This window comes from Nocardia sp. NPDC050413 (assembly GCF_040655475.1).
Classification (GTDB): Bacteria; Actinomycetota; Actinomycetes; order Mycobacteriales; family Mycobacteriaceae; genus Nocardia; species Nocardia coubleae.
The window spans coordinates 574701-588133 of record NZ_JBFAJZ010000002.1; the positions used below are offsets into that span (position 1 = coordinate 574701).

Genomic DNA, 13433 nt, shown 5'->3' on the forward strand with positions numbered 1-13433 from the left:
CATGGTTGCCTTGATCGTGGCCGCCGTCCTCGTCCTGCTGGTCGTGGTGGTGGTTTTCAAATCTATTGCGCTCGTTCCGCAGGCCGAGGCGGCGGTGATCGAACGGCTCGGCCGGTACTCGCGCACGGTGTCGGGACAGCTCACGTTCCTCGTCCCGTTCGCCGACCGCGTGCGCGCCAAAGTCGACCTGCGTGAACGGGTCGTGTCGTTCCCGCCGCAGCCGGTGATCACCCAGGACAACCTCACCCTGCAGATCGACTCGGTGGTGTATTTCCAGGTCACCAGCCCGCAGGCCGCGGTGTACGAGATCAGCAACTACATCGCCGCCGTCGAGCAGCTCACCGTCACCACCTTGCGCAACGTGGTCGGTGGCATGACGCTCGAGGAGACGCTGACCTCGCGCGACCAGATCAACAACCAGCTGCGCGGTGTGCTCGACGAAGCCACCGGCCGCTGGGGTCTTCGGGTGGCCCGGGTGGAGTTGAAGTCCATCGATCCGCCGCCGTCGATCCAGGAGTCGATGGAAAAGCAGATGAAGGCCGACCGCGAGAAGCGGGCCATGATCCTCACCGCCGAGGGCACCCGCGAGTCGCAGATCAAGACCGCCGAGGGCGCCAAGCAGGCCCAGATCCTGTCCGCCGAGGGTGCCAAGCAGTCGGCGATCCTGTCGGCCGAGGGTGAGCGGCAGAGCCGCATCCTGCGCGCCCAGGGTGAGCGGGCCGCGTCGTACCTGCAGGCCCAGGGGCAGGCCAAGGCCATCGAGAAGGTGTTCGCCGCCATCAAGAACGGCAAGCCGACACCGGAACTGCTTGCCTACCAGTACATGCAGACGTTGCCGATGGTGGCGAAGGGCGATGCCAACAAGGTGTGGCTGGTCCCCAGCGATTTCGGCAAGGCACTCGAGGGGTTCGCCCAGAACTTCGCCACCAAGGGCGACGACGGGGTGTTCCGGTACGAACCGAACACCGAGGACACGCCCCCGGTGAAGATCGAGGACGACTCCGACGTAGCCGACTGGTTCGAGACCGCCTCGGACCCGAAGATCGAGCAGGCCGTGCGTGCCGCCGAGGCCACCGCCCGTCAGCCGGTCGAGGGTTTCGAACCGACGCTGCCGAAAAACCTTGCGCCCAAACCGGAACGCAACCTCCCAGAACCGCCGCCGGTGGGTCCGGCCCAGTCCCAGCCCGGCGACCCGTACGGCCGCCCCTGGCAGCCGCCGCAGCAGACGTAACCCGCGGGCCGAGCGCTGGAATCGGTGGCGCGTCGCCTCAGGTGATCGGTGGGCTCGGACCGGTGTCGGCAGACGACACCGATCCGAGCCTTTCGGTCAGCGGGGGAGGGGGAGCAGTTCGACGAGAGTGCCTCGGCCGGTGCCGGGTGGGAGGACCGCCAGGGCTTGGCAGCCGATGAGGCCGGCCAGGTGGGGGGTGTGGGCGGGGCCGGTGCTGCGCCAGACGCCGCCGGTCTGTTGCTGGACGGGGACGATACGGGTGGCATCGCCCGCCATCACGCCTGCGTCCGAGAGCCTGCCCCACATGGTCGGGCCGGGGGTGCGCAGGGTGAGTGCGTCGATGACTGCGGGGCCGACGGCCAGCAGGGCGGCGACGGCGGCGAGCGGATTGCCGGGCAGGCCGAGCAGGACACGGCCGTCGGGAAGTTGGGCGACGAGGGTCGAGCCGCCGGGGCGGATCGCGACCCGGTCCACGACGATGCGGGCACCGAGGTCGGCGAGCAGGGTGCGCAGGTGGTCGGCGGCGCCCCGGCCGGTTGCACCGACCATCACCACCAGGTCGGCGTGCGACTTCAAGGCGAGCCAGGAACGCAGCAGGTCGCGTTCGTCGGCCAGATGCCACAGCCCGGTGCTCTCGATGTCGCAGCAGCGCAGGAACTCCGGTAGCACCGGGCCGAGCGAATCGCGGGTCTCGCCCGGACCGAGCGGGCCGACCGCACGGATCTCGTCACCGGTCATCACCACATCCGCGCGCAACGGCCCACGCACCGTGACGGTTTCGGCCTCGGCACTGAGCGCGGCCGAGACCAGCGCGGCCGACACCCGTGTGCCCGCGGGCGCCAATTGGGTTCCGGTGGACCAATTCTCGCCTTGCCGTCGGGTGTCGTCGCGTACCGGGGCATCGGGCGCGCGCAATACCACCGGTTTGCCCGACACCACGGTGGTGACGATGTGTTCGTCGCGCAGAGTGGCCGTGGTGCCCAACGGGGTGGCGGCGCCGGTCGCGATCCGCACCGCCTCACCGGGGGCGAGCACCACCGAACAGGGACGCCCCGCGTACCCGACCTGCTCGTGCACCCGCCACCACGGCCCCGGCCCCGCGACCGCGTAACCGTCCATGGCCGCCGTATCCACCCGCGGCAGCGGCGTGGCCGCACGCAACGCCACCGCCAGCGTTCCTCCGAGCGCCTCGGTCACCGGTAGCTCACGCACCCCCACCGGCTCCAGACCCGCCGCGATCCGCGCACGCACCTGTTCCAGCCCGCACCGCGTCACCGCGACGATCTCCGCCCGCGCGCTCACCACCACGTCCAACCTTCCGCCCGCCGATACTTCGCCCATCGTCCGCACCCCCCATTGCCTGCGATTTTCTCCCCAGTTGCCGCCCGATAACGTTGTCCTCACCCCCGCCGGTCACCGCCGGTGCGATGCGGTCCGGCGTGGTCTTGGTGCGCGGACCGGATTCGCGTGGCTGAATGGAGGGGTGGATACGGGACAGCGGAAGCGGGCGCAGGCGTTTGTCGAGCTGCATCGGTCGGGGTGTTTTCTGTTGCCGAATGCGTGGGATGCGGGGAGTGCGCGGGTACTGGAAGCGGCCGGGTTTCCGGCGATCGCCACGACGAGTGCGGGGATCGCGTTCTCCTACGGCAGGCCCGACCACGACTTCCACGCCTCGGAAGAGGACGGGCGGGTCGACAAGGGGACGATGATGCGCCGGATCGGGGAGATCGCCGGTGCGGTGGGGATACCCGTGAGCGCCGATCTCGAGGAGGGGTACGGGCCGGACGCGCAGGCCGTGGCCACCACTATCGCGGAGGCCATCGCGGCCGGGGCGGCGGGTGGCAATATCGAGGACTTCACCGGTGAGCGCGCGGCCCCGCTGTTCGAGGAGGTGCACGCCGTCGACCGGGTGCGTGCCGCCCGCGCGGCGGTCGCGGCCAGCGGTGCGCCGTTCGTGCTCGTCGGCCGCACCGACGTCCTGCTCGTCGGTGGTGGGCTGGACGAGGCGATCCGCCGGGGCAACGCCTATCTCGCGGCGGGCGCCGACTGCGTCTTCGTTCCCGGTGCCGCCGACACCGAAACCATCGCCACCCTCGTCCGCGAGCTCGACGGCCCCCTCAATGTCGTCATGGGACTCACCGCCAGCCTCACCATGGCCGAACTCGCCGACCTCGGTGTCCGACGGGTCACCGTCGGCGGCAGCATCGCCCGCATGCTCTACCGCCACCTGTTCGACGCCGCCCGCGAACTGGCCGACCACGGCACCTTCACCTACGCCGAGAACCAGCTCGGTCAGGACGCGCTGAACGACATGTTCACCCGCCGCGGCCTCCCGGGCCGATAGGTCACGGCCGCGCACCGCGCAACTCGAGAAGCACACCGAGCGAGCCCATTTCGCGGCTCTGCGATTGCGCCATGGACCGGGCAGCCTGCTTGATCGGTCCCTCGGTGAGCAGGGCATCCGCGGCGCGGGCCATCGTGATTCCGCCCGCGTGGTGGTGGTACATCAGCCGAAGGAACATGATCTCGGCCTCGGCACCCCGTGCCGTGGTGAGGGCGTCGAGGTCGGCCTGTGTCGCCAGACCCGGCATGGTCGTGGGACCGGTCGAATGGTGGTGCGTCGTCAGCCAGCTCATCGGTGTGGTCGCGGTCGGTGCGGCTCCGGCGAGCTGTGTCCAGCCGAGCAGGGTGCCGATCTCGACCCGCTGGGTGTCGGCGATCTGCTCGGCGAGCGCACGAACCCCCGCGTCGGCGGCGGGGTCGAGCCGCTGCACGAGGATCATGGCCTGCTGGTGATGAGCCGTCATGTCCTGCACGAAACCCAGCTCGGTCGTGTTCAGCACCGGTGCGGGCGTGGATCTTTCGGACGCGAGCAGCGGGCGCGACGCCGCACCGAGGACGAAGAAGAACACGGCCGCCGCCAGTGCGGCCGCCACCCCGAGAGCCCTCGGGCGAGCAGCGGACATGCTCATGACCCGAGCGTCGAAACCTGGTCGGCGGGCGCCCGATACACCGACTTGTCCAGATTCAGCACCATGAACCCGTTGTCGGAACAGGTGACGTACAGCTGATTTCCCCGCCACTCGGGCGGTGACATGCACCAGTCCGCCGACAGGTCACCGAACGCGACCCGCCCCGCCCGCGCCGACAGCACCTGCGCCGGATCGAACAAGCCGTCCGCCATGGCGCGCAGGGCGGCGGGCGCACTCATCGCGGGGATGCCGATGATCGAGGCCAGCGCGTGCGGGGAGTTCCAGATCTCGAGGTTGCGTCCGGTGCGGGCGGGCGGGTTGAAGTACGCGATCTCACGGACCGCGGCGGGGTCACGCACGTCGAACACCCGGATGCCCGAGGAGGTCCAGCCACAGGCGAGCGCGGTCGGGTTCGCCGGGCGGTCCGCCGTGCAGTAGTGCGGATCGTAGGAGAACAACGAATTGCCCATGGCCGAACCGATCTGGGCGTCGACGTGCTGGCCGAGATTGATCTCGAGTTTGATCTTGTTCACGATGCGCGGCGCGGTGTCGTCGGAGACATCGATGAGTTTCACCCCGCCGGAACCGCCTTCATCGACGGTGAACAGATGCGGCACACCGTCATAGGTCACCGGCACGCTGTGCTGGGTGGCCCAGCCGTCGGTCCAGAAGGTGCGCCCGAGGTGGGGGACCTGCGGGTTCGGATCGCGACGTTGCACCGCGCTCACGTCGAGCACGGTGAACCCGCCGAGCGCGGAGATGTAGAGCCGGTTCCCGTCGGGGCTCACCCCGAAGCCGTGCGCCTCGATCCCGGTGAGCCCCTGCCAGATCACGTGCGGATTCGCCGGATCGGTCAGGTCGATCGCGCTGAGCAAGCCGGGCGCGATGCCCGAGGCCCAGTAGGTGCGGCCGTCGGGGGAGAAGCCGCCTTCGTGCGTCGTGATCGGCAGCGGCATGGCCGGGTTCGTGCCCGGCCCCGGATTCAGCAACCGCGGATGCGCGCAGTCGGAGATGTCGTACACCGACAGGAAGCCCGCGCCGATGGCGAGCGGAACCCCCGTGCCGACGAGCAATTTGCGAGTCGTGTTGACCTTCAACGTCTCCCAGGTGCCGGCCAGCATCGCGGGCTCGGCCAGAGTCGCGGTGTGCCGTGGATTCGCCGGATCGGACACGTCGAGCACCTGCACGCCGGGATGTTCGCCGAGCAGGGTGCCGGGAAAGAACGACCCGACATAGGCGCAGTGTTCGAAACTGGTGGAGGTGATTCCGGCTCCGCGCCCGGTGTATCCGCCTGCCATCGACATATTGCAGTGGTAGCCCCGCGCGCTGCGACCACTGTCCCGGTCGGCGGCGGGCACGTCGCCCTGTAGCCCCGTCTCCGGCGCGGACCCCGGCCCGCACTCCGCGCGTGGCACCGATGTCCGCCCGATGTCGAAGAATTCGTGCACCAGCTGGTCGAAGGGCTGATCGGCGGCCGCGCCCGACGGTAATCCGATCGCGATCAGCGCGGCCACCGCCGCCGGTGCCGTCGCGCGCACGACCCGAGTCCACAGGTGCATCGTTGCCTCCTCGATCCGCCCCCCCCGACGACTACTGACTCAGACAGTCGTCTGTGCGAATCGTAAAGCAACCGAAAGATTGCCGGAGGTGATTCCGGGGAACCAAGTCAAGGCTGGGTCGTGCCTTACCCGAGGTCCGCATCGATGCGCTGTACGGTTGCTGCAACCGGCCGGTTCGTCTGGGCGGGCCGGGGTGCGTGCGGCCGGAAAGGATTACGGACTTCATGTCTTACAACGCTGTCGACAGATCCGGTGACGCCGACGCGACACCGGGAGCGGTACCCCCGGGAACTTCGCGTAAACCGGGACTCGATCGATTCGTCTTCGCCGCCACCGCGATCGGTGCGCTGGCCTTCGTCGCCTGGGGTGCACTCGACGACGAAAGCCTCGCCGCCGCGGCGAGTTCGGCCCAGAAGTGGGTCATCACCAACACCGGCTGGTTGTTCGTGCTGGTCGCCACCGCGTTCGTGGTGTTCGTGATCTGGCTGGCGGCGAGCCGCTACGGTCGTATCCCGCTCGGCGCCGACGACGAGAAGCCCGAGTTCCGCACGGTCTCCTGGATCGCCATGATGTTCAGCGCGGGCATGGGCATCGGGTTGATGTTCTGGGGTGTGGCCGAACCGTTGTCGCACTTCGTGAATCCGCCGCCGCACACCGCCGAGCCGGGCTCACCGGCCGCCGCCGAGGTCGCGATGGCGACCACGCTGTTCCACTGGACGTTGCACCCGTGGGCGATCTACGCCGTCGCCGGCCTCGCCATCGCCTACGGCACGTTCCGGAAAGGCCGCTCGCAGTTGATCTCCTCGGTGTTCCGGCCGCTGCTCGGCCGCCACGCCGACGGGCTCGGCGGCCGCGCGATCGACATGATGGCGATCTTCGCGACGCTGTTCGGCTCGGCCGCCTCCCTCGGCCTCGGCGCCCTGCAGATCGGTGCGGGCATGGAGTTCAACGGCTGGGTCGACGGTGTCGGCAAGATCGGTCTCGTCGCCGTCATCTCGGGCCTCACCGTGGCGTTCGTGTTCTCGGCCGTCTCGGGTATCGAACGCGGCATCCAGTGGCTGTCCAACATCAATATGGTGCTGGCCCTTGCCATCGCGGCGTTCGTGTTCATCGCCGGGCCGACGCTGTTCGTGCTGAACCTGCTGCCGATCGCCCTCGGCGACTACATCGAGATGCTGCCGACCATGGCCTCACGCACCGGCGCCGGCGACGAGGCGATGAAGGCCTGGCTGTCGAGCTGGACGATCTTCTACTGGGCGTGGTGGATCTCGTGGACCCCGTTCGTCGGCATGTTCATCGCCCGCATCAGCCGTGGCCGCACCATCCGCCAGTTCGTCACGGGTGTGTTGCTGGTGCCGAGCGTGGTGAGCCTGCTGTGGTTCGCCGTCTTCGGCGGCGCGGGCATCGCCGAGCAGACCAAGGACCGCGCGCTCACCGAAGCCGACGGTTCGGTTGACTCGAACTTCGCTCTGTTCCACCTGCTCGACCAGTACCCGCTCACCTCGATCACCACCGTGGTGGTGATGATCCTCGTGGCGATCTTCTTCGTATCCGGTGCCGACGCCGCCTCCATCGTGATGGGCACGCTGTCCGAACGCGGCAGCATCGAACCGTCGCGGTGGATCGTCATCTTCTGGGGCGCGGCGACCGGTGCGGTCGCGGCGATCATGCTGGTCATCGCCGATTCCGACAATCTCGGTGGCGCGCTGACCGGCTTGCAGGCGCTGACGACGGTCGTCTCGCTGCCGTTCCTCGTGGTGATGATCGCGATGTGCTTCTCGCTCTACAAGGATCTGCGCGACGACCCGCTGATCGTGCGGGCCGACCGGGGCGCGGAACTCATCGAGATCGCCGTCGACAAGGGCACCGAGATGCACGAGGGCGACTTCGCTCTGGTCACCGAGCCTGCCACCGACGAGATCGTCATCGATCTGAAAAAGAAGGACGCCAGCGACTGACCAGTTACTTTAGGTTAGGCTGCCTTTCGTGAAATTGTCTGTGGGTCGGATCGGTCTGGTTTGTGTCACCGCCGCGGTGGCGAGCGTGCTCGTCGCCTGCGGCGAATCCGAGCAGGTCGCGGGTCCCGGCGCGGCGGCAGGCGGCGAGGGCCGCACCAGCTATCCGCTCACGCTGGACAACTGCGGGACCAGCGTCACCCTCGACGCGCCGCCGCAGCGGGTGGTGTCGCTGGATCAGGGATCCACCGAGATCCTGCTGTCGCTCGGACTCGGCGACCGGGTCGTCGGCACCGCGTCCTGGACCGATCCGGTGCGCGACAACCTGGCCGAGGCGAACAAGTCGGTGCCGCGCCTGGCCGACAACGCCCCCACCTACGAGGTCGTCCTCGACACCGACCCAGACTTCGTCACCGCGTCGTTCGGCAGGCATTTCAAGCAGGGCGGCGTCGCCGATCGCGCCCGGTTCGCCGAAACCGGCATCGACACCTACCTGTCGCCCACCGATTGCGACAACGGGGTGAGCATCAACGGCGGTGGCAAGCGAACCAACCCGCTGACCATGGACTCGCTGTACCAGGAGATCCGCGAGCTGGCGACCGTGTTCGACGTGTCCGACCGCGGCGACCGGCTCATCGACGAGCTGCGCAGCCGGGCGGACGCGGCCGTATCGGGGATCACGAAGACGGACGTCTCGATGGCGTTCTGGTTCGCCGACACCAAGAGCCCCTATGTCGCGGGCGGTCTCGGCTCGGCGAACCTGCTCGCCACCACGGTCGGCGCGACCAACGTCTTCGCCGACCTCTCCGACGACTGGCCCGCCGTCGGCTGGGAGACCCTCGTCGACCGCAACCCCGACGTACTCGTCCTCGGTGACCTGCTGCGCAACCGTTTCCCCGGTGACCGGTTGGCCGACAAGACCGCCTTCCTCGAATCCGATCCCGTCACCCGCGACCTCGAGGCCGTCCGCGCCAAGCGCTACATCGCGTTGCACGGCGCCGAGATGAATCCGTCCATCCGTGCCGTCGACGGCCTGGAGAAGGTGTCCGCGGGCCTGCGCGAACTGAAGGTGCCCAACTGAGTACCGTGCGCGAGCAGGCACGCACCACCCTCGGTCCGGTTCGGGAGCGTCCCCTGGTGCTCTGGACGCTGATCGTCGTCGGTGGGTTCGCCGCGCTCGCGGTGTCGATTCTGATCGCCGTCACCCTCGGCCCGGCCGACATCTCGCCGGTGAACGTGCGCGACGTGCTGCTGAACCACCTCGGGCTCACCGATGTCCCCGTTCGGGTGTCGAAGAACGCGATCGTGTGGGAGGAACGCCTGCCGCGTGCCCTGGTCGCCGCCGCGTGCGGTGCCGGGCTCGGCATCTGCGGTGTGATCATGCAGTCGCTGCTGCGCAACCCGCTGGCCGACCCGTTCGTCCTCGGTATCTCCTCCGGTGCGTCGACCGGCGCGGTGATCGTCGGTGTGCTCGGGGTGGGCGGGGCGGCGCTCGGGTTGTCGGGCGGGGCGTTCCTCGGTTCGCTCGTCGCGTTCGGGCTGGTGCTGCTGCTGGCCCGCATGTCCGGCGGCAGCAACGACCGGGTGATCCTGGCGGGCGTCGCGAGCACCCAATTGTTCTCCGCGCTCACCTCGTTCGTCATCTTCGCGTTCGCCGACTCCGACGAGACACGCGGCGTGATGTTCTGGCTGCTCGGCTCGTTGGAAGGGGTGCGCTGGGACGATGTGACGCTGTGCGCGATCGTCGTGCTTGCGGGCGCGGCGGTGTGCCTGTACTTCGCCTACGTGCTCGACGCCTTCTCCTTCGGTGACGATGTGGCCGCCTCGCTCGGCATCGCCGTCGCCAAGGTGCGCATGCTGTTGCTCATCGTGACTGCGCTCATCACCGCGACCCTGGTCAGCGTCGCGGGCGCGATCGGGTTCGTCGGGCTCGTCCTGCCGCATGCGGCGCGGTTCCTCGTCGGTCCCCGCCACAGCCGGTTGGTTCCGGCTACCGCGCTGCTCGGCGCGGTGTTCATGGTGTGGGTGGACGCGATCTCACGGGTGGCGTTCGCGCCGACCCCGCTGCCCGTCGGGGTGGGGACGGCGCTGATCGGTGTGCCCGCGTTCATCGTCATTCTGTCGCGGCGAAGGAGTGTGCGATGACGCTGCACGCGCGGAACGTCACCTGGGACCGGGGTGGGTCGCTCGTCGTCGACGGGGTGAGTCTCACGCCGTCGCCGGGGGAGACCGTCGGTCTGCTCGGGCCCAACGGGTCCGGGAAGTCCTCGTTGTTGCGGCTGCTCAACGGGGTGGTGCGACCGACCTCGGGCGTCGTGACCCTCGACGGTGACGACCTCGCCACCGTCAAACGCAGGCAGATCGCGCGGGCGGTCGCCGTGGTGAGTCAGCACGCCGACACCGACGTCGACATCACCGTCGCCGACGTGGTTCGCCTCGGCCGCATCCCGCATCGCGGCGCCTTCGGCGGCAACACCGCCGCCGACGAAGCCGCGGTGGCCGCTGCGCTCGAGCACACCGGGCTCACGGCGAAGGCGGACCGCCTGTGGCACCGGCTCTCCGGTGGTGAGAAGCAGCGCGTGCAGATCGCGCGGGCGCTGGCGCAGGAACCGCGTGAGTTGCTGCTGGACGAGCCGACCAATCACCTCGACATCCACCATCAGCTCGAATTGCTCGCCCTGGTCACCCGGCTGCCGGTGACCAGCGTGATCGCCCTGCACGATCTGAACCTGGCCGCGATGTTCTGCGATGCGGTGGTCGTGTTGAAGGAAGGCCGGGTCGTGGCGGGTGGTCCGCCGGTCGACGTGCTGACCGCCGATCTGATCGCCGAGGTGTACAACGTGCGCGCCGAGGTGATCACCGACGCGGCGAAGGGCCGGCTGTCCATCCTGTTCGAACCGGGGCCGGTCCCGGTCCCCGCACCCTGATCCGCGGTGCCGGGTTCGGGTCGGCCACTGCTCGACCGGTGGTCGCTGTCGCGTGATCTGGTCGCCGCGACTCCGGCGGTGCGATTGCTCGTGCTCACCCAGCTGGCGTTCAACGTCGGCTTCTTCATGGTGCTGCCGTACCTGTCGGTGTACCTGACCGAGGATCTCGGGCTGCGCGCGGCGTTCGTCGGGGCGGTGCTCGGATTGCGCACCTTCTCGCAGCAGGGGATGTTCTTCGTCGGTGGTTCGCTGGCCGACCGGTGGGGTGTGCGACCCGTGGTCGTCGCCGGATGCCTCTGCCGCATAACAGGATTCGTCGGTCTGGCGGCGGTCACCTCGGTGCCGGGGATCGTGGTGGCGACCGTGCTGATCGGGTTCGCCGGCGCGTTGTTCTCGCCCGCCGTCGAAAGCGCGCTCGCCACCGCGGCCGGGAGCGCGGGGCGGGCACGCACCGAGGCGTTCGCGTTGTTCTCCGCATTCGGTCAGGTGGGGGCGTTCACCGGCCCGCTGCTCGGGGCCTTGCTGCTCGCCGCCGACTTCGCGGTGGCATGCCTGGTCGCGGCCGGAGTCTTCGCGGTGATCCTGCTCGCGCATCTGCGGTGGTTGCCCCGCACACCCGGTGCGCACAGCGCCTGGCGCGAGGGCTGGCGGGAAGTGCTCGCCAACAAGCGGTTTCTCGTGTTCGCGGTGGCGATGAGCACGCAGTTGGTCGCCTACAACCAGCTGTATCTGCTGCTGCCGCTCGAGGTTGAGCGGGCGTGGGGTTCGCAGGCGCCGCTCGGCTGGTTCTTCGCGTTGTCGTCGCTGTTCGTGGTGGTTGCGCAGTTGCCGGTGACCCGGCGGGCGCGTTCGGCCGCAGCCCTGCCGGTCGGGCTGCTGGTGATGGCGACCGCGTTCCTGGTGATGGCGGTGTGCGCGCCCGCCCGGTGGCACGGCGTGGCGGGGCTGATTCCGGCGGCGGTGTTCGTGCTGCTACTGGCGCTCGGGCAGATGATCGTGCTGCCGGTGTCGCGGGACATGGTGGGGCGCATCGCCGGTGAGCGGCGGCTCGGGTCGTACTACGGGTTGCTCGCGTCCATCGGCGGGGTGGGTGTGCTGATCGGCTCCGTGGTCACCGGTGTGCTGATCGATCTGGTGCCCGGGGGGAGTGCGCCGTGGGTCGCGGTGGCGGTCGCGCTATGCGCGAGTGCTGTCGTGCTGCGACGCGGCGGTTAGGTGGCGAGCTGCTCGAGGGCGGCCGACAATTCGGTGCAGGCGTCGCGTAATCGGGTGCGGAGCGAGTCGGCGGACTCGGCGACGGCGGCTTGGGCGCGCACGTATTCCGCACGGCCGTTAGGGGTTTCGACGCGGACCGGTTCGTAGCCGAATTCGCGCAAATCGTATGGGCTGGCGCGCATATCGAGTTCCCGTGCGGTGCAGGCGAGTTCGAAACAATCCAGCAGCAGGTCCGAGGGAATCAGCGGGGCCAGCTTGAAACCCCATTTGTACAAATCCATGTTCGCGTGCAGACAGCCCGGCTGCTCCCGGTGCACCTGATCGGCCCGCGTCAGCGGTTCCGAATTGCGCCCCACCGCATCCGGGGTGAAGAACCGGAACGCGTCGAAGTGCGTGCACCGCAACGACATCGACTCCACCACCGCATCGGTCCCGGCATGCCCCAACCGCAACGGCACCTGCTGATGGCGCACCTCGTCGGTGCGGTACACCATCGCCCACTCGTGCAACCCGAAGCACGACAGCTGCGCGGGCCGCGTCGCGGTAGCGGTCAGCAAGCGCCCGACGAACTCCACCGTTTCCCGCCGCTTCACCAGATACGCCGGGTCGGCCGTGAACACATCGTCGCCCACCCGGTGATACCCGCGGGCCCCCGCGTACCCCCGCGCTCCCCGCAAACCGATCCCGAACCCCGGATGCCACCGCCGCAGCTGCGCGGGCTTGTTCCCGTAGTAGGTGAACAGGAAATCGATGACCGGATGCGCGGTGCCCGCCGCCCGCCGCTCCAGATACGGACCGACCAGCCGATCGAGTCGCTCCCGGTGTGCGGACGCGGCGGCCTGCCACTCGACCTCGGGCAATACCCGCAGATCGAGCGCGTAGTCCAGCTCGACGTGCTCGCTCACCCGACCATTCTCTCGCACCGATTCCGCGCCCCGAATCCAGACTCCGGGCCGTCAGCCTCCTAGCGGCCGGTGTGGGAGCGACTTGTTATTTAGTTGCATAGTACAAACAAGAAAATATATAGTTGCGTTCTGCAAGTAACTATCCTCGTGCTGGGAGTGACTATGGCGGTGTCCCCGGATGCGGCGCAGGGCCTGATCAGGGAGCTGTTCTTGATGGGCCGGGCGATCCGCGCCGCGTTGTCGCACCCTGAGGAAGGGGACCTGCTTCCCGGCGGCGTGGGCGTGCTGGGTTCGCTCGATGCCCGGGGGCCGTGCCGTCAGGTCGATCTGGCCGCGGACTTGTGCATCAGTCAATCGACGCTGAGCAGGCACGTCGCCGAGCTGGTGAACTCCGGCAATATCGCTCGCCGCGCCGACCCACTCGACGGTCGGGCCACGCTCATTCACATCACCGACAAGGGCCGCGATCTGCTGTGGCGCGTTCGGGAGTCACGGGCACGGGGGTTGCGTGACGCACTCGCCGATTGGACCGAAGGCGAAGCCGAGCAGGCCACCGCGGTTGTCCACAAGCTCAGGGATTCCTTGGCGTCCGCCGCGCACCACACCGGGGAACGCCGAACGGTTTCGTCAGAAAGTCAGGAAGTGGATGTCTAATTCAGTCGCGGCCCA

At 68.8% G+C, this 13433-nt stretch carries 12 protein-coding genes; 8 read left to right on the forward strand and 4 right to left on the reverse strand.

Annotation, left to right across the window (positions count from 1 at the left end; genetic code table 11):
- The first annotated feature begins 1 nt into the window (after position 1).
- Positions 2-1231: an SPFH domain-containing protein gene (locus AB0I19_RS08690; protein WP_357146200.1), complete on the forward strand. Its 1230-nt coding sequence runs from the start codon at positions 2-4 to the stop codon at positions 1229-1231.
- Positions 1232-1327: 96 nt separating this feature from the next.
- Here the strand turns inward: AB0I19_RS08690 and AB0I19_RS08695 are convergent, their stop codons facing one another.
- Entirely contained in the window at positions 1328-2572 is a 1245-nt protein-coding gene (locus AB0I19_RS08695) for a molybdopterin-binding protein (protein WP_357146203.1), read from the reverse strand.
- A gap of 142 nt (positions 2573-2714) precedes the next feature.
- Here AB0I19_RS08695 and AB0I19_RS08700 point away from each other — a divergent pair, with 142 nt between their 5' ends.
- On the forward strand, positions 2715-3575 hold the full coding sequence (locus AB0I19_RS08700) for an isocitrate lyase/phosphoenolpyruvate mutase family protein (RefSeq protein ID WP_357146206.1): 861 nt from the start codon (positions 2715-2717) through the stop codon (positions 3573-3575).
- Position 3576: 1 nt separating this feature from the next.
- Here AB0I19_RS08700 and AB0I19_RS08705 read toward each other — a convergent pair whose 3' ends face one another.
- Positions 3577-4203, reverse strand: coding sequence for a DUF305 domain-containing protein (locus AB0I19_RS08705; protein WP_357146209.1), 627 nt, complete (start codon positions 4201-4203; stop codon positions 3577-3579).
- Complete coding sequence (locus AB0I19_RS08710; protein WP_357146212.1) at positions 4200-5762, reverse strand: hypothetical protein; 1563 nt, start codon at positions 5760-5762, stop codon at positions 4200-4202. The genes AB0I19_RS08705 and AB0I19_RS08710 overlap by 4 nt, the downstream gene beginning before the upstream one ends.
- 224 nt (positions 5763-5986) lie before the next feature.
- Between AB0I19_RS08710 and AB0I19_RS08715 the strand changes: the two genes are divergently transcribed.
- Genes AB0I19_RS08715 through AB0I19_RS08735 form a run of 5 tightly spaced genes read left to right on the forward strand, consistent with a single transcriptional unit; the run spans position 5987 to position 11859 of the window.
- On the forward strand, positions 5987-7720 hold the full coding sequence (locus tag AB0I19_RS08715) for a BCCT family transporter (RefSeq protein ID WP_357146215.1): 1734 nt from the start codon (positions 5987-5989) through the stop codon (positions 7718-7720).
- 28 nt (positions 7721-7748) lie between these two features.
- Positions 7749-8798 carry an ABC transporter substrate-binding protein gene (locus tag AB0I19_RS08720; protein ID WP_357146217.1) on the forward strand — a complete coding sequence of 350 codons (1050 nt, stop codon included), beginning with the start codon at positions 7749-7751 and terminating at the stop codon, positions 8796-8798.
- Between the two features lie 56 nt (positions 8799-8854).
- A complete protein-coding gene (locus AB0I19_RS08725) occupies positions 8855-9862 on the forward strand; it encodes an iron chelate uptake ABC transporter family permease subunit (RefSeq protein WP_133733892.1) in 1008 nt (335 codons plus the stop codon).
- Positions 9859-10644, forward strand: a complete 786-nt coding sequence (locus tag AB0I19_RS08730; protein ID WP_357146220.1) for an ABC transporter ATP-binding protein — start codon at positions 9859-9861, stop codon at positions 10642-10644. Before AB0I19_RS08725 ends, AB0I19_RS08730 begins: the two co-directional genes overlap by 4 nt.
- Before the next feature lie 6 nt (positions 10645-10650).
- Positions 10651-11859, forward strand: coding sequence for an MFS transporter (locus tag AB0I19_RS08735; protein ID WP_357146223.1), 1209 nt, complete (start codon positions 10651-10653; stop codon positions 11857-11859).
- Here the strand turns inward: AB0I19_RS08735 and AB0I19_RS08740 are convergent.
- Positions 11856-12728, reverse strand: a complete 873-nt coding sequence (locus tag AB0I19_RS08740) for a 3-methyladenine DNA glycosylase (RefSeq protein WP_357146716.1) — start codon at positions 12726-12728, stop codon at positions 11856-11858. The two genes, AB0I19_RS08735 and AB0I19_RS08740, sit on opposite strands and share 4 nt — an antisense overlap.
- A 198-nt stretch (positions 12729-12926) precedes the next feature.
- Between AB0I19_RS08740 and AB0I19_RS08745 the strand changes: the two genes are divergently transcribed.
- Positions 12927-13418: a MarR family transcriptional regulator gene (locus AB0I19_RS08745; protein ID WP_357146226.1), complete on the forward strand. Its 492-nt coding sequence runs from the start codon at positions 12927-12929 to the stop codon at positions 13416-13418.
- Positions 13419-13433 lie beyond the last annotated feature (15 nt).